Raw genomic sequence first — 23,417 nt, 5'->3', positions numbered from 1 at the left:
GTGATGAGGCGCACAGTTACGCTCCGAACAAGTTTGCAGGCGCTGATTGCCGTTTCGCTGCTGATGGCGGCGTGGCCGGCCATTGTCCCTGCCCATGCCGAAGACTTCATTTCGGTCGTCACCGGGCTTGCCCCCGACGACCTGCTGAATATCCGCGCCAAGCCATCGGCGATCGGCAAGACCGAGGCCCGCCTGGCCGGCGGCGCAAGCGTACGCAACCTCGGCTGCAACGACATTGACGGGCACCCCTGGTGCAAGGTCGAGTCCGAAAATCCCAAGGCCACCGGCTGGGCTCCCGCGCGCTATCTCGTTCCCCTCAATCCGGCGACCGTGTCCGATCTGGACCTGGCGGATGCGCCTGCCGGCGATGCCGCCGCCCCTCCACCAACGCCTGATCTGACGGCACGGCTGGGCGATGCGGCCCACGACGCCGAACCGCCAGTGAAATCCGTTGCCGAGACCGCCATGCGGGATGCCTATGGCCTGGCTCTGGCGGCTGGAACCCCGCCGACCGGGGCGGTTGCCGACCCCGCCGCGGCTGTACCCGTCGATAAGCAGACCGTCGCGGAACTCCCGCCCCAGCCCGACGCTCTTGCCTCTGGCGGCGGCATCGATATTCCCTGCGCCCGCAAGGTCGGCCAGCCGATGACGCGGTGCGCGGCAACCGTCCTGCGCAAAGGCACCGACAAGGCCGAAGTGACCGTGACCTGGCCCGATGGCGGCACCCGCATCATCACCTTCGACGCCGGCCGGCCGGCCGGCTCGGACGCGGACGGCAATTTCCGCTTCACCCGCGAAGGCAGCCTCAACATGATCCGCATCGGCGACGCCGAGCGTTTCGAGATCACGGATGCGGTGGCGTTTGGAACAAAGGGAATAGGGCACTAGGGCAGTAGGGCAGTATGTGAAATTGCCTTGACTGCTCCCCCTACTGCCCTACTGCCCTACTGCCCTACTGCCCTACTGCCCTACTGCCCTACTGCCCTACTGCCCTACTGCCCTACTGCCTACTGCCTTCTCCTCATTTTCGGGGTTACATCCGACAAAACTCTTCCCTATAAGGCCCTCCTAGCCTGATACCAGAATCGCAAGCACAACCGGCCGGGTCTTCCCGTCCCGGTTTTTCGTGTAAGCCGCTCGCCGAACGGAATCCGAACCCATGCCAAGACGCACTGACATCAAGTCGATCCTGATCATCGGGGCCGGCCCCATCGTCATCGGCCAGGCCTGCGAGTTCGATTATTCCGGCACCCAGGCCTGCAAGGCGCTCAAGGAAGAAGGCTTCCGCGTCATCCTGGTCAATTCCAACCCGGCCACCATCATGACCGACCCGGAACTGGCCGACGCCACCTATATCGAGCCGATCACGCCTGAAGTCGTCGCCAAGATCATCGCCAAGGAGCGGCCCGACGCGCTGCTGCCGACCATGGGCGGCCAGACCGCGCTCAACACCGCTCTGTCGCTGCGCCGCATGGGCGTGCTCGAGCGCTACAATGTCGAGATGATCGGCGCCGACGCCACGGCGATCGACAAGGCCGAGGACCGCGCGCTGTTTCGCGAGGCGATGAGCAAGATCGGCCTGGAAACGCCGAAGTCGATGCTGGCCAACGCCACCGACGTCAAGAACGCCGACCGCAAGACGCATGAGGCTGAGCGCGCCGCGCTGAAAGCCGAGAAGCCGGCCGATCTCGATACCGCGCTCGATGCGCTGGAGACACGCTGGAACCTCGGCGAAGGCGACCGCAAGCAGCGCTATATCAGCCACGCCATGGCGATCGCCGCCCAGGCGCTCGACCATGTCGGCCTGCCGGCCATCATCCGCCCGTCCTTCACCATGGGCGGCACCGGCGGCGGCATCGCCTATAACCGCGCCGAATTCTACGACATCGTCCAGTCCGGCCTCGACGCTTCGCCGACCACCGAAGTGCTGATCGAGGAAAGCGTGCTCGGCTGGAAGGAGTATGAGATGGAGGTCGTCCGCGACAAAGCGGACAATTGCATCATCGTCTGCTCGATCGAGAACATCGACCCGATGGGCGTGCATACGGGCGATTCGATCACCGTCGCCCCGGCGCTGACCTTGACCGACAAGGAATACCAGATGATGCGCAACGCCTCGCTCGCGGTGCTGCGCGAGATCGGCGTCGAGACCGGCGGCTCCAACGTGCAGTTCGCCGTCAACCCGGCCGATGGCCGCCTTGTGGTGATCGAGATGAACCCGCGCGTCTCACGCTCCTCGGCGCTCGCCTCCAAGGCGACTGGTTTCCCGATCGCCAAGATCGCCGCCAAACTCGCCGTCGGCTACACGCTGGACGAGCTGGAGAACGACATCACCGGCGGCGCCACGCCCGCCTCGTTCGAGCCGTCGATCGATTACGTCGTCACCAAGATCCCGCGCTTTGCCTTCGAGAAATTCCCCGGCGCCGAGCCGGTGCTGACCACCGCCATGAAGTCGGTCGGCGAAGTGATGGCCATCGGCCGCACCTTCCAGGAATCGCTGCAGAAGGCGCTGCGCGGACTGGAGACCGGCCTCACCGGCCTCGACGAGATCGAGATCCCCGGTCTCGGCCACGGGGCGGCAGTTGCCAGCCATGTCGACGACCGCAACGCCATCCGCGCCGCCTTGGGCACCCCAACGCCGGACCGGCTGCGCATGGTGGCGCAGGCGATCCGCATGGGCACCTCGCTGGAAGACGTGCACGCCATGTGCAAGATCGACCCGTGGTTCCTCGAACAGATCGCCGGCATCCTGGCCATGGAAGCCCGCATCCGCGAGCACGGCATCCCGCAGGACGCCGTCAATCTGCGCATGCTGAAGGCGATGGGCTTCTCCGACGCCCGCCTCGCATCGTTGACGAAGACCGACGCCGAAGTGATTCAGAAGATTCGCGAAAAGCTCGACGTTCATCCAGTTTATAAGCGCATCGACACCTGCGCCGCCGAGTTCGCCTCGCCGACCGCCTACATGTACTCAACCTATGAAGTGCCGTTCGCAGGCAGCCTCGCCAACGAGGCCCAGGTGTCCTCGCGCAAGAAGGTGGTCATCCTCGGCGGCGGGCCGAACCGCATCGGCCAGGGCATCGAGTTCGACTATTGCTGCTGCCACGCGGCGTTCGCGCTGCGTGACGCCGGCTATGAAGCGATCATGATCAACTGCAACCCCGAGACCGTCTCGACCGACTACGACACCTCGGACCGGCTCTATTTCGAACCGCTGACGGCGGAGGACGTGCTGGAGATCCTGCGCGCCGAGCAGGCCTCGGGCGATCTGGTCGGCGTCATCGTCCAGTTCGGCGGCCAGACGCCGCTGAAGCTGGCGGACGCGCTGGAGAAGGCCGGCATCCCGATCCTCGGCACCTCGCCCGACATGATCGATCTGGCGGAGGACCGCGACCGCTTCCAGAAGCTGCTGCACAAGCTCAACCTCAGCCAGCCGAAGAACGGCATCGCCTATTCGGTCGAGCAGGCCCGCCTCGTCGCCGGCGAGCTCGGCTTCCCGCTGGTGGTGCGCCCGTCCTATGTGCTGGGCGGCCGCGCCATGCAGATCATCCATGACGAGAGCATGCTGCAATCCTATTTGCTCGACACCGTGCCCGGGCTGGTGCCGGAGGACATCAAGCAGAAATACCCCAACGACAAGACCGGCCAGATCAACACGCTGCTGGGCAAGAACCCGCTGCTGTTCGACACCTATCTCAGTGGCGCCATCGAGGTCGATGTCGACTGCCTCTGCGATGGCAAAGCGACCTTCGTCTCCGGCATTCTCGAACACATCGAGGAGGCCGGCATCCATTCGGGCGACAGTGCCTGTTCGCTGCCAGTCCATTCGCTGCCTTCCGAACTGGTCGACGAGCTGGAGCGCCAGACGGCCGCACTTGCCCGCGCCCTCAATGTCGGCGGGCTGATGAACGTGCAGTACGCGATCAAGGACGGCACGGTCTATGTGCTGGAGGTCAACCCGCGCGCGTCGCGCACCGTGCCCTTCGTCGCCAAGACCATCGGCCGTCCGATCGCCAAGATCGCCGCCCGCATCATGGCCGGCGAGAGCCTGGAAGATGCCTTCGCCCATTACGGCGCCATGCCCGACCCCCGCAACCCCGGCCACATCGCGGTCAAGGAAGCCGTCTTCCCCTTCGCCCGCTTCCCCGGCGTCGACATATTGCTCGGCCCGGAAATGCGCTCCACGGGCGAGGTCATGGGCCTCGACCGCGACTTCGCGCTGGCCTTCGCCAAAAGCCAGCTCGGCGCCGGCGTCGACCTGCCCCGCTCCGGCACGCTGTTCGTCTCGGTGCGCGACGAGGACAAGAAGGGCATCCTGCCGGCGGTCAAGCGCCTCGCTGGCCTCGGCTTCAAGGTGCTGGCCACCTCGGGCACGCAACGCTTCCTCGCCGAAAACGGCGTCGTCGCCGAGAAAATAAACAAGGTGCTCGAAGGCCGCCCCCACATCGAAGACGCCATCCGCAACCGCCAGGTCCAGATCGTCTTCAACACCACGGATGGCCAGAAGGCTGTGTCGGACTCCAAGTCGCTGCGGCGGGCGACGCTGATGCAGAAAGTGCCGTATTACACGACGCTGTCGGGGGCTGCAGCGGTGGCCGAGGCGATTGCTGCGCTGAAGGCGGGGAGTTTGGAGGTGAGGCCGCTGCAGGAGTATTTTGCTTAGGCGATTAGCTATCTTTCCCCGTCCGACGGGGAGAAGATGCAGGCAGGCAGATGAGGGGCAGCGGCAACTTCAGATCGAGATCGTTGATTTCGACTTTTCCTCGACTTCTAGCCTAGAGAAAAATTGCGCCAACCTATCGTAGATAGATTGTAACAAACTCCCACGCCCTACAGACGCCACCTCCAACAATGATCGGTGATTGTGCCTAACCGGACGCGCCGCATAAGACAAATGCCGCATTAAAAGTGGAAGCAGTGACTTGCCTCGGACATATTTCACATAATTACCTAACACCATCTGATAAAGATCCTCTGGGTAGACTTCATCCCCCGCGAGTGTCAGCTTACCCCGAAGCTCGTTTTCGTCGTCAAGTATATGATTTGGATGAGTTCGAATTCTGCCAGCAATTCCGGCTAAGGAGCGGCTAACGGCCAAAGCGTACCATCGAACAAACAGCTCCAACTCCTTATCAAACGCTGCCTTCTCCTCCTTGGAAAGCAGTTTCTCGAGATTCCCATCCGAGTATAGGTCATTCTCAATTGAATATCCGCAAGTAAATATCAACGATTCTTGCACATAATTGTCTGGAATGCTGGAAAAAACCCACAAATCACGATCAGATACAAATGCAACAGACAACCCCTCGAATTCAGACTTTCGATCAAAAATCGCCAAAAGCTTCTCTCTTCCACCCACAGGGAGAACGGCTAATCCCAGTGCGGCAAACTCAAGTTCCGCGTCTCGAAAGACAACAACATCATCGCCACCCTCAGTGATAAGGGTTGGCAACGAGGACCTCTTCAGCGTTGAGACTAATTCATCAACGGAAATGTCAACAGGAGACCGTTTTGAGCCCATCACCTACAATCCACGATCGCCGCGATCTGGATTTATATTAATCTCACGATCAGGGTATTTGCTATAGATAAACGGTGAATGGGTGGCTATGATAAATTGGTTAGACGATTGCTGTTGTTCAAGTATTGTAAATAGTAGTCTTTGCCAATCAACATGCAGACTAAGTTCAGGTTCATCAATAAATATCGCACTATTTTTGTAGAAAGCGTTGTAGCAAATAAAACTAAGCATCTGCTTTTCGCCAGCTGACAACGCATCAGAGTTTACGGCGCTAGCCGCATCTCCGAAACTAAGACGAGGTCCGAAATTTATGCCGGTACTTTTGAATAGCCGCTCGACAAGAGAACGCACCGCAGCTATCGGATTCATGATTACCTCACGATTCTCCTCCATTTTTTCTATTTTTTGTCTTATTTGATCAATAATGCTGTTGGCCGTATCGATTTGAAGGACGTCATCCTTGTCAGATTTGAACGTCTTGATTGTCTCAATTATCTCCTGAGATGTCTTTTGCTGATTCCTGTTGGATATCTCCGACAAATCCGCATACTGGCGTAACAATAGCCCCACAATATCTACAGTGGAGATTGACGACACAAAGACATGCGGGTCGTTGGTCAATTTTCTTGCCAAGGAAACTAAGGCTTCTTCAACATCATTTCGAGTGCGGGCCGGCCTCGCGCTTGGCGCCGGTGCCCTCGTTGTATTCAGAGTAAACCCACCTTCAATTCGTCGAAACGTAGGGAAAAATACTGAGCTACCGCGCTGAGCCAATATAGGATTCACTTCGTCTTCAGCATTTCTATAAGTTATATCATCTTCATCTATAATGTCTTCATAGTGGGTAGTTACACCATCCACCGTCAAATCAATTTTACAAGTTGCGCGATTTATCCTATGAACAGTACACTCGTATTCCTCCGTCTTTAACGTCGCTCGTTGAAACTCAACTTCACTGAGAGCTATGAGTATATTTCCGCTCATTATATACCAAATTAACTTCAGAATAGTCGTTTTACCCGCACCATTCCTACCGGTTAAAATGTTAAGATTGCCGTTAAATTCACAAAATACTCTCCTGTCACGATCAAATAGACCGATAATTTCGATGCTTTCTATTTTCATTTTAGCAACCGTTTTCCTCTAGTGCGTAAAATGATATCGAGGGAGAAGGGTAATCCGCTTGAGATCAAAAGCCAATACGATAAGAAACGAGACCATCCTGGCCCCCCTCACGCCACCGCCACACACTCGATCTCAATATCAAACTCCATCGGCCAAGACGCCACCGGCACGAAGCTCCGCGCCGGCGGGTTGACGCTGAAGTACCTCGCGTAAACCCGGTTGATGGCGTTGTAGAAGCCGGAATTGACGGCGTAGATGCGCACCATCACCATTGTCCAGCGAGGTGCCCGCCGCTTCCAGGCAGTGTTTCAGCGCCTTCAGCGACGCCTCGGTCTGCACCTCGATGTCGCCGCGCACCATCTCGCCGGTCACCATGTCCACCGGCGGCGTCGCCGATATGAACACGAAGCCGTTCGCCCTCACCGCTGTCGAACAGGGCAGGCCGAGTGAGCGAACCTTGTCCGACATGACCGGCACTTCGATGACTTCTTTTTTCATGGTGATGCTCCCCTGGGGTTGGCGGAAGCTTATCGCGCCAGCCGCCGAACGCCAGCGCCGTTCTTCCTTCTCCCCCTGTGGAGAAGGTGGCACGGCGCGTCAGCGCCGGGTCGGATGAGGGGTGTTCCAGCTTGGCGGAACCGTCAAACAATTAAGAGATCGAACCAGAAAACACCAACGCCTCACTCCGCTGGAGCACCCCTCATCCGTCTTGCCGCTTTGCGGCAATCCACCTTCTCCCACAGGGGGAGAAGGGAAGAACCCCTCACCCCCTGCCCCGGATATGGCGTTCCATCCTTATGCAGAAACCGTCCATCCGAACTCGGGCTCATCATGTCGATGTCGGAGCAGGTGATGACATCGTCCGGGTTGCGCGAGCCGACCTCGAGGTAAACAACCGTCGTCGCCAAGCGGTTGATCATGTGGTGGCCGTTGCCGCTGTTCTTGGCGAAGGCAGCACTATCGCCCGCCCTGAGCAGCGTCTCGCCGCCATCCTCGACCAGCGTCAGTTCCCCTTCCAGCACATAGACGAACTCGTCCTCATGGCTGTGCCAATGGCGCTGGCTCGACCAGCCGCCGGGCGGGAGTGTCATCAGGTTGACGCCGAAATCGGTGAGCCCGCCGGCATCGCCCAGGCGACGGCGTTTGCGGGTGGCGCAGGGGGCATCGAAGGGTGCGGGGTAGCCGGAGCCTTGGCGGGCGGGCACGGTGGCGAGGTCGATCTTGGGCATGGGTGCTTCCTCGGGGATTGATGGCGGCTAGTCTAATGCGCCGCTGGCGCAGGCACAGAGCCATCTTGGCGTCGCTTGGTTGCCAAGGACTAGCATCCGCCGTCGCGCCCTACGGCGCCCCCCTCTGTCCTGCCGGACATCTCCCCCTCAAGTGGGGAGATGGCAGCTTTGCCGACGCGCCATTCTTTTAAACGTCGAAGACTGGCGAAACCCGGGATGATGGCCAATCTCCCCACTTGAGGGGGAGATGTCCGGCAGGACAGAGGGGGGCCTCGTAGGGTGCCGACCATGGACCGTTCGCGGACTCCATGCACCGCCGCCCCGCCCCCCTAATGACAACATCCATACTGCAGCTGCTCATCCCAGTTCGGCCTTCCCTCCGGGGTAAAATCCATCAGGTTCCACAGGATCTCGCAGGTGCCGATGGCGCGCGGGTCCTGGCCGGGGTCGGTCGGCGCGAAGCCGAGTTCGGACGACCAGAAATGGCGGATAGCGTCACCATCGCGGTGGAACACCGAGAGCAGCGGGAGTTGCGCGCCGTCGGCCGTCTCCGCATTGTAGTCGCGCTTGAAGCTGTTGTTGGCCGACGACAGCAGCCGCATGTTCCTCCAGCCACGGTCGCGGCCGAGCGTCACCAGGTTTGCCAGCGCGGTCTTGGCCACCACGGCGAAATTGAAGCCGGCGGCCTTGAGATGCCCGACGGCGCCGTCGAACTGGTCGAGCAGCGCTGTGCAGGACGGGCATGGCTGGTCCGGCCGGGCGAGCTTGGCCGTGCCGCCGCTGGTGGCGACATCGCGCGTTTCCTGCGGATGGCGGGGAAACATCATTTGATAAAGGATGAGCGTGTCCTTCCCAGGCGCGAACAGCTCCGACAGTTTGACCTTGGCCGGCCTGCCATCGGCATCGAGCGCATCGAACACGTAATCTTGGCTGATCAGCCCGCCCGGCGGCAGCGCGCGGCGTGCCTCGGCCACGGCTTCCATGGCGCGGCGCAGCTCGATTTCCTTTTTCAACAGCTTTTCGCGGGCGGTGCGGTATCTGGCGGATTCGTTGGGAAAGGTGATCATGGTGGGCTCCTTGCGTCGTAGCGCCGGCGTCCCGGCGCGGTTGCTCTGCGACCCAAGGACGTTTTGCGACGACCGGTCCCGACAATTTGTACGGGGCGGCATCCCAATGTATCTGTTCGCCACCGCGCTCCGGGGACATCCATGCAAGAAGACGACGAGATCGACCTGCGCTGCCCGCAAGTGGTGGCCGACAATGCCGCCAAGGGCCTCCGGCTGCGCCAGCAGTTCGGCCGTGGCGGCACCGAGATCGGTGTCGCGCGGGCGACAGAACTGAAGAACCGCGAGAAGCTCGCCCCTTCCACCATCCGGCGCATGGTCAGCTACTTCGCCCGCCACGAGGTCGACAAGCGCGGCAAGAACTACGGCAACGAGCAAAACCCCTCGGCAGGCCACATCGCCTGGCTGCTGTGGGGCGGCGACGAGGGTCGCGCCTGGGCGCTGGAGCTCAAGAAGAAGATCGGCAACGCGCCCGATATCTGACAGGCAACCGGGCCGTCACCCCTGACAGGCAAGGCCGTCATCCCTGATCGGCAGAGCCGTCATCCCTGATGCGCGGCGGCCAGTTCCTTCACATGCTTTTCGTGCATCTTCAGCACCGGCAGCGTCTTCTTGGCGAACTCCTTCATCGTCGGGTCGTCGCCCGACTTGGCGTAGGTGCTGAACAGCGCGACCGCCTGCTTGTGCGCTTCGGTCTGCATCATGATGTATTTTGTGTCGAAATCCTTGCCGCTCGCACCCTTCAGTTCGTCGAGCATCCGCTGCTCCTTGGGCTGCAGCGCCGGTCCGGCCGGCTTGATCGAAGCCGTGGTCTGGCCCTGGCTCAGCGCCGTTTTGAAATCCTCGCCGGCCTTGGTGTGGTCCTTGATCATCTGGCCTGCGAAGGCCTTGACGCCGGCCGATGCGGATTTCTGCTCGGCCAGCTTGCTCGACTGGATTTCGAACGCGTTGGCGTTGGGCACGGTGGTGACGAAGGTCTGGGTGTCGACCTTGCTGTCGGCCACCAGCGGCGCGACTTCGGTGGATTTGGTGCCGTTCGTTTGCGCAAGGGCTGCCGGCGCGCAGGCCAGCAAGGCTGCGGCGGTCGCGGTCAGAAGCGTTTTCATCTGAAATCTCCGATCCGGAATGGTCCCTCTGCCAACTCAACGCCGCACGAGCCGTGCGGTTCGCCTCGATCGACAAATCGTTGTCGATTGATCGGCCCCCTCACCCGTCGCCCCCTCACCCCTTGACCCCGCCGGCGGTGAGGCCGGAGACGATCTTGCGCTGGAAGATCAGCACCAGCACCACCAGCGGCACGGTGACGATCACCGACGCGGCCATGATGTTGCCCCACGGGATCTCGAACTGCGAATTGCCGGACAGCAGCGCGATCGCCACCGGCACGGTGCGCTGTGCGTTGTTGGAGGTGAAGGTCAGGGCAAACAGGAACTCGTTCCACGCGCCGATGAAGGCGAGCAGGCCCGTGGTCGCCAGCGCCGGCCACATCAGCGGCACGAAGATCCGCGTGATGATGATCCACGGCGTCGCGCCGTCGAGGATCGCCGCCTCCTCGACCTCGACCGGCAGGTCGCGCACGAAGGCGGTCAGCACCCAGACGGTGAACGGCAGCGTGAAGATCATGTAGGAAAAGATCAGCGCGAACAGCGAATTGTAGAGGCCGAACAGGCGCACCAGTTCGAACAGCCCGGCCAGCACCGCCACCTGCGGGAACATCGAGACCGACAGGATAGCGAACAGCAGCGCCGAGCGGCCCCGGAAGCGGATGCGCGCCAGCGCGTAGGCCGCGGTGACGCCCAGGAACAGGGAGAGTGCCACGACCGCGCCCGAAACGAACAGCGAATTCAGAAGGTTGCGCACGAAGCTGCCCTCGGTCAGCACGTTGCGGTAGTTGGCCAGGCTGAACGTCGTCGGCCAGAGATCGGCCTGGAACAGCTCGGTTCCGGATTTCAGGCTGGTGACGATGGCGTAGTAGAATGGGAACACGGCGACGAAGACGATTACCCCAACCAGCAGGTAAAAAGCCCCGCGTTTCAGGAACCACATCTCAGCGGCCTCCATCCAGGCTGACGCGGCCGATCCGGATGGTGGCGATGGTCAGCAGGGCCAGGATCAGGAAGAGCAGCGTCGAGGCGGCCGAGCCATAGGCGAACTTGTCGAACTCGAACAGGTTCTCGCGGGCGAACACCGACATCGACTTGGTGTTCACATTGTTGGGCGTCAGCACATAGATCAGGTCGAAGATGCGCAGCGCATCGAGCGCGCGGAAGATCACGGCCACCATCACCGCCGGGCGGATCAGCGGCAAGGTCACCCGCCAGAAGATCTGCCATGGATTGGCGCCGTCGAGCTTGGCGACCTCGATGATCTCGCGCGGCAGCATCTGCAATGCGGCCAGGATGAGCAGCGCCATGAACGGCGTCGTCTTCCAGATGTCGACGATCAGCACCGCCGCCATCGCGGTTTCGGCGCTGGCCGTCCAGGCGATCTTGCCGTCGATCAGGCCGAAATTGATGAGCACGACATTGATGATGCCGAACTGGTCGTTCAGCATCCACTGCCACATCTTGGCCGAGACGATGGTCGGGATCGCCCAGGGTATCAGGATCGCCGCCCTGACGATGCCGCGGCCCGGGAATTCGGCATTGAGCACCAGCGCCACGACCATGCCGAGGACCGTCTCGCAGCTCACCGAAATCGCCGCGAAGCGCACCGTGTTCCAGACGGCGCGCCACCACACCGGATCGACCAGCAGGCCGTCATGGAGGACGCGGCCGCTCGGCATGCTGAACACCGAGAAATAATTGGCGAAGCCGACCCACTGGCGCGCGTCGAGATCGGCCAGCGAGGCGTCGGTGAAGCTGAAATAGACCGTGCGGGCAAGCGGCCAGCCGGCCGCGGCGGCCAGCACCAGCAGCATCGGCGCCAGGAACAGCCACGCCGAGCGAACGCGCTGTGCCATCAGCCGCGAGCGCGGGCGCCCGGCCTGGCTGGCGCCTGCCGGCTCCGCGCTCACCAGCCGCGGCCCTTCAGCCTGGTCAGCGTCGCTTCGAGATCGGCCAAATTGTCAGCGGCGGCGCCGTCGCCCGACAGCGTGTTGTGAACGGCATTCCAGAACTGGCTCGATGCCTCGTTGTACTTGATCCCTGTCGCGGACGAGGGACGCGGCACGGCATTGAGAAATATCTGCTTCCAGTGCGGAACGATCGGCTGCTCCCTGGCGATGTCGACATCGTCATAGAGCGCCTGGATGGTCGGCAGGTTGGATGTCTTCAGCGTGCGGTATTTCTGCATCGCCGGCGAGGCGATGAACTTGACCAGCTCGATCGCCGCGTCCGGATGCTTCGAATATTTGGAGACGGCGAGGTTCCAGCCGCCGAGCGTCGCGACCGGCCGGGCGCCCTCGCCCGTGCCGGCCGGCAGTGGCGCCACGTCGAACTTGCCCTTGATCGGCGACCCCTCGCCGTTGCCGAGCGCATAGGCATAGGGCCAGTTGCGCATGAAGACCGCGTTGCCGGTCTGCCAGACGCCGCGCGATTCCTCCTCCTGGTAGGCAAGCACGCCGGGCGGCGCGATGGTTCCGATCCAGCCCTTGGCCATGTCGAGCGCCGCCGCCGCTTTGGAATTGTTGATGGAGACGGTGCCGTCCGGCTCAATGATCTGGCCGCCGCCATTCGACATCACCCATTCGAGCGCGTTGCAGGTCAGCCCCTCATAGGCATTGCCCTGGAAGACGAAGCCCCAGATGTCGCGATTGCCGGCGGCTCGTTCCTTGTCCATCACCAGCTTCGCGGTATCGCCCAGCTCCTTCCAGGTGGCCGGCACCTTGGCGCCGTATTTGTCGAGGAGATCCTTGCGGTAGTAGAGCGCCGGGGCATCGGTGAAGATCGGCAGGGCGACGAGCTTGCCGTTGACGGTCTGCGACTGGATGATCGAGGGGAAATGCCCGCCCACGACATCCCGCGTCGCCGCGGTCAAATCCACGAGCTGGCTGGCGAGCTGCGGCGCCCAGATGACATCGGTCTGGTAGATGTCGATGTCGCTGTTTCCGGCGGCAAGCCACAGCCGGTACTGGCCGAACTGGTCGGTCCCGGACGACGGCATGACGACGATGGAGACCTTGTTGCCGCTCTCCTTCTCGTAGCGGTCGAGGATTTCACGCAGCACCTTGATGCCGTTGCCGGTGTCGCCCGACACGATCGACAATTCGACGGCACGCACTGGGACGGTTCCCAGCATGACGGTGACCGCCAACGCCAGAAATGCATGGAAAAGCTTCACGATGGCGGATCTCCATGCTGAGCTGGCGACGCGGACACGCCGGCAGTTCGTCAGGCCCCACCGTTCAATGAATGCAAAGCGACGCTTTGGGTTCCCGAGTCATCGCGGCCAACCAGCGATCGGGCCGATCGGAAGCTAGCCCTCCCAGGCGACAGGCATCATCCCCAGCCGCTCATAGAGCCGCACGGCGGCGGCGTTCTCGACCGTGTTGGTCTTGAGGTCGACATGGTCGGCGCCGCGATCGCGAAAGGCGGAGAAGACGTGCCACATCAGTGCTTCCGCTATGCCCCGGCCGCGCGCCTCGGGATGGACGGCGAGATCCTTGACGAAAGCGCGCGTCCAGCAAAGCGCCGCCGCCGCCAGCCGGCCCTTGGCGTCGATGACAAGGAAACAAAGCGCGGGGTCGAATTCGGGATCACCGGATATGCGCGGCCACCATTCGTCGAACGGACCGTCGGCGCCGTCGTCGAACACGTCGCCGAGCAGCGCATGCAGGGGCAGCGCGTCACCGGGCTCAAACGAGCGCATGGTGAAACCCTCCGGCCAGTGCGGTACAACGAGCGTCTCGTCGAGGATCTTGCGCAGCCGGATGTCGTCAGCGGCCGGCGGGCGCGGTTCAGGCATGACGCTCAGGCGTCGGGCTGCAGGCGCTGCCGCTTGCGGTCGGTGCCGAGGCCCGTCGCCTCGAGCAGGCCCTTGCGCTTGGCGTCGAAATAATAGCCGGTCTGGTAGAGCCAGTCGGCCTTCTTGGCATTGCCGTCCGACACCAGCCAGGCGCCACGCAGATATTTGACCGCGTATTTGAGGTTGGTCTCGGCGTCGAACAGGCCCTTGGCCGGTCCGTCATAGCCCATGCCGCGCGCCGTCGCGTGCTTGATCTGCATCAGGCCCCAATGGCCATTGTTGTAGGCCTTGGGATTGAAGGTGCTTTCCCGGTTGACGACATGGCGAACCAGATCCACCGGCACCTGGTAAAGGGCGGCGTATTTGATGATCAGCCGGTCGACGTCACCGCGCATGCCTGTGTGCTCTTCCTGCGCCGGAGCGGCCGGATCGACCGGCGCGGACGGGAACTGCACCAGGGCAGCCGGATTCTGCGGCACGACATAGGCCACCTGCTGCACGCCGGGCATGGTTTTCAGGCCACCCTTGGCGACTGCGGGCACGACGAGCCCCGCGGTCGTGTATGTCTCTGCCGCCTTGGCCGGTTGGCCGGCCTTGGACTCCTGACCTGCCTTGGACGGGGGCGGCGCCTGCCAGGCATTGGCGGTCATCACCGCGGGCACGGCCGGCGCGGTTGGCGTCGCTCCGGCAAAGGCAGCGGTCGTCGCGGCAGCGGGATCGAGACCCGGCGCGGCCACGCTAGGCGTCAGTTCGGCGGCCTGGACGGGCGTGATGCCAGAGGATTGCGGCAGCACCGAAACCGTGTCCGGCAACGGCACCGTGAAACCTGCATCGCTGCCGGCAACTTCAGCGGTTTCGGTCAGGGATGGCGCCGCCTTCATCTGCGAGGTCGACGTGCAGCCGCTAAGGCCGGCAGCGGCGACGATCACGCCGATCGCGATAAGGTTCAGTTTTGCTGGCAAGCCGCGCTCGGGTCCGGTTCGTCGGGTGTTAAGAAATCCCTTACACCAGCGATTCAGCACCGGCAATCGGGGCGATCAGGTGGTTTTCGGGTGGCGAGACGCGGGCGGCGATGCCATATTGTTCCTGATATGTACCGGCAGGAATCCCGGATTGCGCCGGTTTGCGGAAAGGAGTGCATCATGGAAACGCCATCTTCGATCACAGCCGGCCACGCAGTGTTAGAAACAGTGATCGGTTTCACGGGCATCGCCTGGAGCGAAAAGGGCCTGATCCGGCTCTGCCTGCCCGAACGCAGCCGCGAAGCGGTGGAGCGGCGGCTGATGCGCCATGCCGGCGTTTCCGCCTCCACGGCCCAGCCGCCATGGGTGGTCGACCTGATCGCTTCGATCAAGGCATATGCCGCAGGCGAGGACGTCGATTTCACCGGCGTACCGGTCGATCTCGACGGCGTCGACGATTTCCGCCTCGCCATCTACGACGCGGCGCGAAAGCTCAGCTATGGGCAAACCACCACCTATGGCGAACTCGCCAAGCGCGCCGGCCATGCCGGCCTGCCGCGCGAGACGGGTGCCGCCCTTGGCGCCAATCCGGTGCCGCTGGTCATCCCCTGCCACCGCATCCTGGCCGCCGGCGGCAAGATCGGCGGCTTCTCGGCACCCGGCGGCTCGGTCACCAAGGAAAAGATGCTGGCCATGGAAGGCGTGCGCGTCGGCCCGCCGCCGCCGGCGCAGGTCTCGTTCGGGTTCTAAACCGGCGGCTGGGGGGCCTGGATCAGTACATGGGTCGCTTGTTCGCCGGATTGGCCGGCATCGGCTGCATCACGTCCCTGCTCGGCGGTCTTGCCATCCTCGACGCGGAAAATATCCACGATGACGGTCTCCGGCGTGTCGCCCNTCACGTCCCTGCTCGGCGGTCTTGCCATCCTCGACGCGGAAAATATCCACGATGACGGTCTCCGGCGTGTCGCCCGTCTTCGGCTGGACGACCTCCGTCATGACAAGGTCGCCTTCGGCGATGACCCGCTTGAAATCCACCTTCTGTTTTGGCCAATGGGCGCTGCCGTTCTCCTCGGAGATTCCTCGACAGTCCGGCGGATCAGATCGAGTTTCGAGGCCGCGTCAGCCCCACTTCATCTCGCCCTTGGCGACCTTGGATCCGATATCGAGGGCGACGCCCATGCCGAGACCTGGAAAGCGGGCCTCCATGGCTGCCTTTAGCGCTGCGCTGTCGGCCGCCTTGTTCAACTCGTCCTCGAAGGCGAGGAGATAGGATTTGGTGAATTCCACCGCCGAAGGACCGGTCGCGGCATCGGGGGTCATGTGGCCAGGCACCACGACGGCCGGGTGGCGGGCGGCAACAGCATCCAGCGTCCTGATCCAGGCGGCACGGCTTTCCTTGGTCTGCGTGTCGGCGGTCCAGACATGAACACCCGCGAAGATCATCACGCCGCCGAACACGGCATTGAGAGACGGCACGAACAGGTACCGGCGATTGGCTAGTCCTTCTTCGGCATTGACGATCTCGATCGTCTCGCCGTCGATCGTGAGCGTTGGGCCGTCGAAAGCCTCGGGCAAGACGATGTCGGTCAGCGCCTGAGGGCCATTTTCCTTCAATTGCGGGCCCCAGACGGCGAGCTTCTTCTCCACGCTGTCCTTGATGGCTTCGAGCGTGGCTGAAGCAGCGATCACCTTTGCCTCCGGGAAGGCTTCCCGCACCGGCTTCAGGCTGAAGTAATAATCGGGATCGGACTGGCTGACATAGATGGTGGTCAGCTTCTTGCCGGTCGCCTTGATGGCCTCGGCGAGCGCCTTGCCGTCCGGATAGGTGAAGCCGCCATCGATCAACAAGGCCTCGCTGGGCCCGGACAGCAGCACCGGCGCGCGGAAGAAGCCGTTCGGACCCGCCGGGAAATGTTTCCAGTCGAGCTGGCTGCCGGCGGCCTGGCCACGCTCGGCGGATGCGAAAACGGCGGCTGCGCCGAGGGCCAATGACGTCTTCATGATCTGTCTCCTTGTGAACATCGAATAGCTCCTTGGAATGGAATGGGATGGGATCGGATCGGGAGGCGTTGGCATCCGCGCTCCGCCGCTGATTGAGAGAACAGCTCGGAACGTAGCCCCGTTGGATTAATTGATAAATTCTCTATAATAATACAGACTGTATGCCATAGGATTACAATAAAACCGAAGGCGTTCCCGTGGAACCGATCAACCTCAACCGCCTCGCCTATTTTGCCACCGTCATCGACGCGGGCTCGTTTACCCGGGCAGCCGAGCGGCTTGGGATCACGAAGGCCGTCGTCAGCCAACAGGTCGCCCGCCTTGAAGCCGAACTGCAGGCCACGCTTCTCGTGCGCACGACGCGGAGGCTCGAGCCGACCGAAGCAGGCCGCCTTCTGCATGCACGTTGCGTCATGATCCTGCGGGACGTTGAAGAGGCAGTCGCCGAGGTCGGAGAGGGCAACACCGAGGTGGCCGGCGTGCTGCGCGTTTCCGCGTCCAATGATTATGGCGCGATCGTGCTGGCCCCGATCGCCGCCCGCTTTCGGCAGGAATTTCCAGCCTGCGGCGTCGAATTGTTCATTTCCGATGCCATAATTGATCTGATCGGCAGCAAGATGGACCTGTCCATCCGGGTCGGCTGGCTGGAAGATTCCAGCCAGCAGGCGCGCCGCATCGGCACCTTTCGGCAGATCCTGGTCGCTTCGCGGGATTTTGCCACCAAGGTCACGGTGGACGAACCGGAAGATCTTGCTTCCTTGCCGCTCGTTGCCAATTCCGTCCTTCGCAAGCCGTTCACCTGGAGCTTCACCCGAGGCGATGTCGAGCGGCGGACCGTCACCATGCGCGAGACGTTCTCCATCAACTCGACACCGGCCGTCCTGGAAGCAACCCTCGCCGGCGGCGGACTGGCGGTTCTGCCGGACTATCTGATCGCCGACTATCTATCGCAGGGTCGCCTCGTCCATATGCTGCCCGATTGGGCGCTGCCTTCCGGCGGCATTCACGTGGTCTACCCGGCCGCGCGCTTTCGCCCGCAAAAGGTGACGCGGTTCGTGTCGATGCTCATGGAACAGATCCGCGAATGAAAGCGCATGCCGCCGAGAGGCGCAGTTGAACAACTGAGCGAAGGCCTCCACTGCAGTCGATGAGCGGCCTAGTCGTTGTGGAAGAATCGCCGCCGGAAATGCCTTTCATTATCCGGCCGCTTGCAGTTGTAGACCGGACAGGACTTGGTGTCGGCGCTCGGCACATAGGCACGCGTCCTCACCTCGCCCATGGTGCAGAACTGCTGGCTTTGTACATAGCGGTCGTAGAGCGGCAGCCCCGGCACGCGTGTCGACTTGTAGCGCAGGATGACGGCGCCCTGCCGCGCGATCGTCGACTGCACCTTGCCGCAGCTCATATGCGTCGGGTCGTAGCGCGAGATCGCCTGCGCCTCGGCGGCCACCAGCGTCAGGCAGGCGGCAAGCAGAATGGTTTTCATGGTCCTCTCCCCCGATCCGCGATCCTGCGACAGCGCGATCTTCCGCAACGGTTTCACCAGATTGGGGCGGCCGTTGGGCGGCCCCTCGATCACGGCTTTTTCACGCAGTCTTGTTTTTCGTCGGAAAGCAGCCTATATCAGGCCCATTGATATTTCGGCCGATCGATCCGGGCCTCGCGATCTTCGCGTTTGCTGACGTCTATCTCCAAAATCTCGATGCACACCGGCTGGACCTCGGTCCGGTCAAACCAAAGCAAATGCAAGGACTATTTTTATGGCAACTGGAACGGTCAAGTGGTTCAACGCCACCAAGGGCTTCGGCTTCATCCAGCCTGACGCGGGCGGCGCGGACGTTTTCGTCCACATCTCCGCAGTCGAGCGTGCTGGCCTGTCGACCCTGGTCGAAGGCCAGAAGATCAACTTCGAGATCGAGCAGGACCGCCGCACTGGTAAGTCGTCCGCTGGATCTCTGAGCAAGGCAGCCTGATTTTGCGAATGGCGCGCGCCGGGCGAGATCTCGGGGCGCGCGGCAAGTCACGGATGTACTGACGGTCGCGCGAGAAGCGCGCCGGAGCGGAAAGACCCGACAGACTGGATCAGCAGATAGCTGCCAGCCCGGACCGGACGCTCCCGATCAGGCTACCAAGCACGGAAGGCGGGATTTATCCCGCCTTTTTGCTGTCTGGAGCTAGGTGCCGCAGCCCGCACTATAGTTCCAACTTGTGGTGCTTTTAGCCCATTGGTGGTACCATTCGGCCATGACCAAACTTGAGCAGATCGAAAAATCAGTCGCCGAACTGAGCCCCGAGGAACTGAAGGCGTTTGCCGTCTGGTTCGAGGCGCTCCAGGCGGATATGTGGGACCGGCAGATGGAAGCCGACGCGAAGGCGGGCCGTTTGGACAGGCTTGCCGAACAGGCGTTGTCCGACCATCGCGCTGGTCGGACGCGGCCTCTGTGAACTACGTCGCCTCTCCATCGTTCTGGGAGGCTTATGAAAAACTGCCATCGTCAATCAGAGCAAAGGCGGACAGGCGTTTTGCCCGACTGCGTTCCGATCCTTTTCATCCCTCACTGATTTCAAACAGGTCGGTCGCTATTGGTCGGCGCGAGTCGACGAAAACTACCGGGCTGTTGCCATACGCAACAATGAAGATGTGATCTGGTTCTGGGTCGGCACTCACGCCGACTATGACCATCTATTGAAATAGCCCCTCCTTCAGGAGGAGAAGCCTACCCCACCCACCCGATCGGCACGTGCCCCGGATCCGCTTCCACCCGCCTCAGCCAAGGCCGCCACGGCCGGATAGGCGTCGAGCTGGAAGCCGCCCTGCTCCGCCGTGTGCGTGTAGGCATAGAGCGCGATGTCGGCGACGCTGAAGGCGCTGCCGGCGAAGAAGGCGTTGTTTTCCAGATGTCTGTTCATCACGCCAAGCGCCTTGTTGCCGCGCTCCAGTGTCACCGCCAGCCGTTCGGGCGTAGCATCCGCGGCCCTTTCGGGAAAGGTCAACAGCGCCTTGCGCACGGCGATGTAGGGCTCGTGGCTGTATTGCTCGAAGAACAGCCACTGATAGGCGAGCCCGCGCTCATACTTGTCCGCCGGAAGGAAGCGCGTGCCCTCGGCGAGGTAGAGCAGGATGGCATTGGACTCGGCCAGCCGCCGGCCATCGTCGAGTTCGAGCAGCGGCACCATGGCGTTCGGATTCTTGGCGACGAACTCGGCTTTTCGCGTGTCGCCCGTATGCGAACTCACCTCGACCGTGGTGAAGCCGAGGCCGAGCTTGGCCATCAGCAGGCGCGGCTTGTAGCAGTTGCCGCTGTCGATCATGTTGTAAAGTATCATTGCCGTTCCCCGAGCGCTGCCTTGCAGAGGCGATTATCCCAAGGGCGGCGTTCTCAACCAATGATTTGTTTTGGCGCGACCATCAGCGCCGCTGATGCAAGGTCCTGGCAAACAGCGGCACGACCTTGTTGTCGAGACCCAGCAGCGCGTCGACGACGAGCGGCGCTTCCTCGAAGACGGTGCCGGCCAGCGCCGGCCGGGCCAGAAGAAAGCCCTGCAGCAGATCGACGCCGGCTTCGAGCGCGACGCGCAGATGGATGGATTGCTCGATGCCTTCGACCAGCACCTTGGCGCCGCGGTCGTGCAGACTGGATACCAGCGGGCGGAAAAAGCGTTCGGCGGCGGCATGGCGGCAGAACTGCGCGAACCAGCCGCCGTCGATCTTGACGATGTCGGGCTTGAGCAGGCTCACCCGCTCCTCGGTCGAATGGCCCGTGCCGAAATCGTCGATGGCGATGCGGATGCCGTCCCGCCGCATCTCGCGTGCCAGCCGGGCAAGCAGCGCATCGTCCGCCGCCTGTTCGGTGATTTCGCAGACCAGCATGCGAGGTGCGAGGCCGAGTTCGCCCAGATGCCTGCTCATCAGCCGGATCTCGGCCAGCGCCCGCCCGGCATGGTCGTTGACCAGCGGATTGTAGTTGAAGAACAGATCGAGCCCGTCGACGCCGATATTGTGGAAATTCCGAAGATGCAGCACCCGGCACATGGTCTCGACAAACAGCCGGTCCGGTGCGGCAACGCCTTCAAAGAACACCCGTGGCGACCCTGGCCGGCCGGCGCGGTGCGGCTCGATCAGGCCTTCGACCGCCACCGGGTACAGGGTGTCGCCGCGCGGGGCAAAAATCGGCTGATAGGCGCTGCGCAGACGGAAGTCGCCATAAACGCCGAATTCGATGCCGACCTCGTCGACGAAGATCGCATCGCCGACATTGCGCCGCCGTTCGGGCCTCATGGCGCCACCTTGCGCCCGAAGGCTTTCACCGCTCGCGCCGTTTGCCGAACGGGGGTCGCGACAGGCACGGTCTCGGCGGCGGAGACGGGTTCCGGCGTGACTTTGGCGAAGGCGCGAAAGCTGGTCGGCGCCAGCTCGGGCCATGCCAGCACATAGCCCTGGATCATCGACGCTCCCGACTTCTCGGCAAGCTCCAGCTGCCATCCTTCCTCGATGCCCTCGAACACGGTGCGGATGCCTTGCTCCTCGAAGCTTTTCACCATCGTGGTCAGCAGCGCGAAGCCGGCGCCGGACTCCATCAGCTGCGTGATCCACTGCGCATCGAACTTGACGATGTCGGGCTTCAATTCCTTGATCCGGCCGATGTCGGACTCATCAGCGCCATAGTCGTCCACGGCAATGCGAAAGCCGTTGCCCTTGAGCGCCGCCACGAAGCTGTGCAGGGTCTCCTGCGACGCCGACCTCTGTTCCGTCACCTCGCAAACGACGCGGCCCGGGTCGATACCGGCCTCGTGCAGCACCAGCCGCATTTCGCGCAAGGCATTGTCGGCGATCGCCCGCTCGGTGAACACAGACGGGTCGAAATTGATGAAGATCGATGCCTCCTGCGGCAGGCAGGCGCCGGCATTCAGGAGATGCAGCGTCCTGGTCAGCGCTTCGACATGCAGGCGGTCGGCGGCCGGACAAGTCGAAAAGAAGCTCATCGGCGATTGCGGCTCGCCATCGCGAAACGGTCGGATCAGCCCCTCGAAGGCGGTGACCGACAGCTTGCCCTCCTTGAAGGCGAAGATCGGCTGGAAGGCACTTTGCAGCGTATAAATGCCCCAGACACCGGTAGAGGTGCCGTCATCATGACGGATGATATGGGCAAGCCCGACGCTGCGCGACACGGTTCCTCGCTCCGCAATTGGATTGCGATCCTGTCACGCAAGCCTCTACCGCCCGTTAATGAATTTATCGTTGCCAATCACGGCTCTCAATCACGGGTCATTGACCGCGCGACCCACCTGGCCCAGCCAAGAAGGCTTGCACTGCGCGGAATGATGCGACATGAGAAGCGCCGCGGCCGCTCTTGGCCGCGCTGATCCTCTCAGGAGAGACAAAAGGTCATGGCCTTTCTTGCCGACACCCTTTCCCGCGTGAAGCCTTCCGCCACCATCGCGGTGACGCAGAAAGCCCGCGAGCTGAAAAATGCCGGCCGTGACATCATCGGCCTCGGCGCCGGCGAACCGGATTTCGACACGCCCGACAACATCAAGAATGCGGCGATCGAGGCTATCCGTCGTGGCGAGACCAAGTATCCGCCGGTTTCGGGCATCGTGCCGCTGCGCGAGGCGATCGCGAAAAAGTTCAAGCGGGAGAACAATCTCGACTACAAGCCCGAGCAGACCATCGTCGGCACCGGCGGCAAGCAGATCCTGTTCAACGCTTTCATGGCGACGCTGAACCCCGGCGACGAAGTCATCATCCCGCGCCCCTACTGGGTCAGCTACCCGGAAATGGTGGCGATCTGCGGCGGCACGTCGGTGTTTGCCGACACCTCAATCGAAAACGGCTTCAAGCTGACCCCGCAGGTGCTGGACAAAGCGATCACGCCGAAGACCAAGTGGCTGCTGATGAACTCGCCGTCGAACCCGTCGGGCGCGGCCTATACCGAAGCTGAACTGCGCGCGCTGGCCGACGTGCTGCTCGAGCATCCGCATGTCTGGACGCTGACCGACGACATGTACGAGCACCTGACCTATGGCGACTTCGTCTTCAAGACCCTCGCCGAGGTCGAGCCGAAGCTCTATGAGCGCACGCTGACCATGAACGGCGTATCGAAAGCCTATGCCATGACCGGTTGGCGCATCGGCTACGCGGCCGGCCCGGTCCAGCTGATCAAGGCTATGGATATGATCCAGGGCCAGCAGACATCGGGCGCCTGCACCATCGCGCAATGGGCCTCGGTCGAAGCGCTCAACGGCCCGCAGGACTTCATCGCCAAGAACAAGGCGATCTTCCAGGGCAGGCGCGATCTTGTCGTCTCGATGCTCAACCAGGCGCGCGGCATTTCTTGCCCGTCGCCGGAAGGCGCTTTCTACGTCTATCCGTCCTGCGCCCAGCTGATCGGCAAGAAGACCAAGGCGGGTAAGGTGATCGACACCGACGAAGCCTTCTGCTCGGAACTGCTCGAGGCCGAGGGCGTGGCGGTGGTGTTCGGCTCGGCCTTCGGCCTCGGCCCGAACTTCCGCATCTCCTACGCCACCTCGGATGCCCTTCTGGAGGAAGCCTGCACGCGCATCCAGCGCTTCACGGCATCGCTGACCTGATCGGACGCATCATCGCGGC

Annotated in this window: 21 protein-coding genes and 4 pseudogenes; 9 read left to right on the top strand and 16 right to left on the bottom strand. The window is 62.3% G+C overall.

Annotation, left to right across the window (positions count from 1 at the left end; all coding sequences use genetic code 11):
- Window positions 1-3 precede the first annotated feature (3 nt).
- Window positions 4-888: an SH3 domain-containing protein gene (locus tag X741_RS142040; protein ID WP_032928237.1), complete on the top strand. Its 885-nt coding sequence runs from the start codon at window positions 4-6 to the stop codon at window positions 886-888.
- 271 nt (window positions 889-1,159) lie between these two features.
- Entirely contained in the window at window positions 1,160-4,663 is a 3,504-nt protein-coding gene (carB, locus tag X741_RS142045) for a carbamoyl-phosphate synthase large subunit (RefSeq protein WP_023779910.1), read from the top strand.
- A 69-nt stretch (window positions 4,664-4,732) separates the two neighbouring features.
- Here carB and X741_RS142050 read toward each other — a convergent pair whose 3' ends face one another.
- The 5 genes and pseudogenes from X741_RS142050 to X741_RS142060 all read right to left on the bottom strand — a co-directional run bounded on the left by X741_RS142050 (window position 4,733) and on the right by X741_RS142060 (window position 8,942).
- Window positions 4,733-5,452 (bottom strand): hypothetical protein, encoded by a 720-nt coding sequence (locus X741_RS142050; RefSeq protein WP_031250420.1) that lies wholly within the window; start codon window positions 5,450-5,452, stop codon window positions 4,733-4,735.
- A gap of 72 nt (window positions 5,453-5,524) precedes the next feature.
- Window positions 5,525-6,646 carry an AAA family ATPase gene (locus X741_RS0135780; protein WP_031250419.1) on the bottom strand — a complete coding sequence of 374 codons (1,122 nt, stop codon included), beginning with the start codon at window positions 6,644-6,646 and terminating at the stop codon, window positions 5,525-5,527.
- 107 nt (window positions 6,647-6,753) lie between these two features.
- Window positions 6,754-7,144, bottom strand: a pseudogene (locus X741_RS01000000167160) (RidA family protein).
- A 278-nt stretch (window positions 7,145-7,422) separates the two neighbouring features.
- Window positions 7,423-7,875, bottom strand: a pseudogene (locus X741_RS142055) (cupin domain-containing protein); the annotation flags it as partial.
- A gap of 329 nt (window positions 7,876-8,204) precedes the next feature.
- The gene (locus X741_RS142060) at window positions 8,205-8,942 is read right to left on the bottom strand and encodes a DUF899 family protein (protein WP_023779906.1); all 738 of its coding nucleotides are present in this window, start codon (window positions 8,940-8,942) and stop codon (window positions 8,205-8,207) included.
- A 141-nt stretch (window positions 8,943-9,083) separates the two neighbouring features.
- On the opposite strand from X741_RS142060, the gene X741_RS142065 reads away from it, so the two are divergent.
- Window positions 9,084-9,422: a hypothetical protein gene (locus tag X741_RS142065; RefSeq protein ID WP_013893597.1), complete on the top strand. Its 339-nt coding sequence runs from the start codon at window positions 9,084-9,086 to the stop codon at window positions 9,420-9,422.
- A 59-nt stretch (window positions 9,423-9,481) separates the two neighbouring features.
- Here the strand turns inward: X741_RS142065 and X741_RS142070 are convergent, their stop codons facing one another.
- From X741_RS142070 to X741_RS142095, 6 genes are all read right to left on the bottom strand, one after another.
- Complete coding sequence (locus X741_RS142070) at window positions 9,482-10,045, bottom strand: DUF4142 domain-containing protein (RefSeq protein WP_023779905.1); 564 nt, start codon at window positions 10,043-10,045, stop codon at window positions 9,482-9,484.
- A gap of 115 nt (window positions 10,046-10,160) precedes the next feature.
- Entirely contained in the window at window positions 10,161-10,985 is an 825-nt protein-coding gene (locus X741_RS142075) for a carbohydrate ABC transporter permease (RefSeq protein ID WP_023779904.1), read from the bottom strand.
- A 1-nt stretch (window position 10,986) separates the two neighbouring features.
- On the bottom strand, window positions 10,987-11,901 hold the full coding sequence (locus tag X741_RS142080; RefSeq protein WP_051410511.1) for a sugar ABC transporter permease: 915 nt from the start codon (window positions 11,899-11,901) through the stop codon (window positions 10,987-10,989).
- A gap of 50 nt (window positions 11,902-11,951) precedes the next feature.
- Window positions 11,952-13,220: an ABC transporter substrate-binding protein gene (locus tag X741_RS142085; RefSeq protein WP_023779902.1), complete on the bottom strand. Its 1,269-nt coding sequence runs from the start codon at window positions 13,218-13,220 to the stop codon at window positions 11,952-11,954.
- Window positions 13,221-13,355: 135 nt separating this feature from the next.
- Entirely contained in the window at window positions 13,356-13,844 is a 489-nt protein-coding gene (locus tag X741_RS142090) for a GNAT family N-acetyltransferase (RefSeq protein WP_023779901.1), read from the bottom strand.
- A gap of 5 nt (window positions 13,845-13,849) precedes the next feature.
- Entirely contained in the window at window positions 13,850-14,806 is a 957-nt protein-coding gene (locus X741_RS142095) for a lytic transglycosylase domain-containing protein (RefSeq protein WP_023779900.1), read from the bottom strand.
- A gap of 180 nt (window positions 14,807-14,986) precedes the next feature.
- Here X741_RS142095 and X741_RS142100 point away from each other — a divergent pair, with 180 nt between their 5' ends.
- Window positions 14,987-15,556 (top strand): methylated-DNA--[protein]-cysteine S-methyltransferase, encoded by a 570-nt coding sequence (locus tag X741_RS142100; protein ID WP_023779899.1) that lies wholly within the window; start codon window positions 14,987-14,989, stop codon window positions 15,554-15,556.
- A 369-nt stretch (window positions 15,557-15,925) separates the two neighbouring features.
- Here the strand turns inward: X741_RS142100 and X741_RS142105 are convergent, their stop codons facing one another.
- Window positions 15,926-16,828 carry an MBL fold metallo-hydrolase gene (locus tag X741_RS142105; RefSeq protein WP_023779897.1) on the bottom strand — a complete coding sequence of 301 codons (903 nt, stop codon included), beginning with the start codon at window positions 16,826-16,828 and terminating at the stop codon, window positions 15,926-15,928.
- A gap of 176 nt (window positions 16,829-17,004) precedes the next feature.
- On the opposite strand from X741_RS142105, the gene X741_RS142110 reads away from it, so the two are divergent.
- Entirely contained in the window at window positions 17,005-17,895 is an 891-nt protein-coding gene (locus tag X741_RS142110; RefSeq protein ID WP_023779896.1) for a LysR family transcriptional regulator, read from the top strand.
- Window positions 17,896-17,963: 68 nt separating this feature from the next.
- On the opposite strand, the gene X741_RS142115 is transcribed toward X741_RS142110, so the two are convergent.
- The gene (locus X741_RS142115) at window positions 17,964-18,293 is read right to left on the bottom strand and encodes a hypothetical protein (protein WP_023779895.1); all 330 of its coding nucleotides are present in this window, start codon (window positions 18,291-18,293) and stop codon (window positions 17,964-17,966) included.
- 274 nt (window positions 18,294-18,567) lie between these two features.
- Here X741_RS142115 and X741_RS142120 point away from each other — a divergent pair, with 274 nt between their 5' ends.
- The 3 genes and pseudogenes from X741_RS142120 (at window position 18,568) to X741_RS1000000171170 (ending at window position 19,502) form a co-directional block, all read left to right on the top strand.
- Window positions 18,568-18,780 carry a cold-shock protein gene (locus tag X741_RS142120; protein ID WP_010910991.1) on the top strand — a complete coding sequence of 71 codons (213 nt, stop codon included), beginning with the start codon at window positions 18,568-18,570 and terminating at the stop codon, window positions 18,778-18,780.
- A 271-nt stretch (window positions 18,781-19,051) separates the two neighbouring features.
- Window positions 19,052-19,252 carry a hypothetical protein gene (locus X741_RS142125; protein ID WP_023779894.1) on the top strand — a complete coding sequence of 67 codons (201 nt, stop codon included), beginning with the start codon at window positions 19,052-19,054 and terminating at the stop codon, window positions 19,250-19,252.
- Window positions 19,249-19,502 (top strand): annotated as a pseudogene (locus tag X741_RS1000000171170) (hypothetical protein). Before X741_RS142125 ends, X741_RS1000000171170 begins: the two are co-directional and overlap by 4 nt.
- 22 nt (window positions 19,503-19,524) lie before the next feature.
- Here the strand turns inward: X741_RS1000000171170 and X741_RS01000000167155 are convergent.
- The 3 genes and pseudogenes from X741_RS01000000167155 to X741_RS142135 all read right to left on the bottom strand — a co-directional run bounded on the left by X741_RS01000000167155 (window position 19,525) and on the right by X741_RS142135 (window position 21,976).
- Window positions 19,525-20,134, bottom strand: a pseudogene (locus X741_RS01000000167155) (glutathione S-transferase family protein).
- Window positions 20,135-20,216: 82 nt separating this feature from the next.
- Entirely contained in the window at window positions 20,217-21,086 is an 870-nt protein-coding gene (locus X741_RS142130; protein WP_023779893.1) for an EAL domain-containing protein, read from the bottom strand.
- Window positions 21,083-21,976 carry an EAL domain-containing protein gene (locus X741_RS142135; RefSeq protein ID WP_023779892.1) on the bottom strand — a complete coding sequence of 298 codons (894 nt, stop codon included), beginning with the start codon at window positions 21,974-21,976 and terminating at the stop codon, window positions 21,083-21,085. The genes X741_RS142130 and X741_RS142135 overlap by 4 nt, the downstream gene beginning before the upstream one ends.
- Window positions 21,977-22,195: 219 nt before the next feature.
- Here X741_RS142135 and X741_RS142140 point away from each other — a divergent pair, with 219 nt between their 5' ends.
- Window positions 22,196-23,398 (top strand): pyridoxal phosphate-dependent aminotransferase, encoded by a 1,203-nt coding sequence (locus X741_RS142140; RefSeq protein ID WP_023767603.1) that lies wholly within the window; start codon window positions 22,196-22,198, stop codon window positions 23,396-23,398.
- Window positions 23,399-23,417 lie beyond the last annotated feature (19 nt).

It is taken from the genome of Mesorhizobium sp. LNHC221B00 (assembly GCF_000502935.1).
Taxonomy (GTDB): domain Bacteria; phylum Pseudomonadota; class Alphaproteobacteria; order Rhizobiales; family Rhizobiaceae; genus Mesorhizobium; species Mesorhizobium opportunistum.
This window is presented reverse-complemented; position numbering and strand designations above follow the sequence as displayed.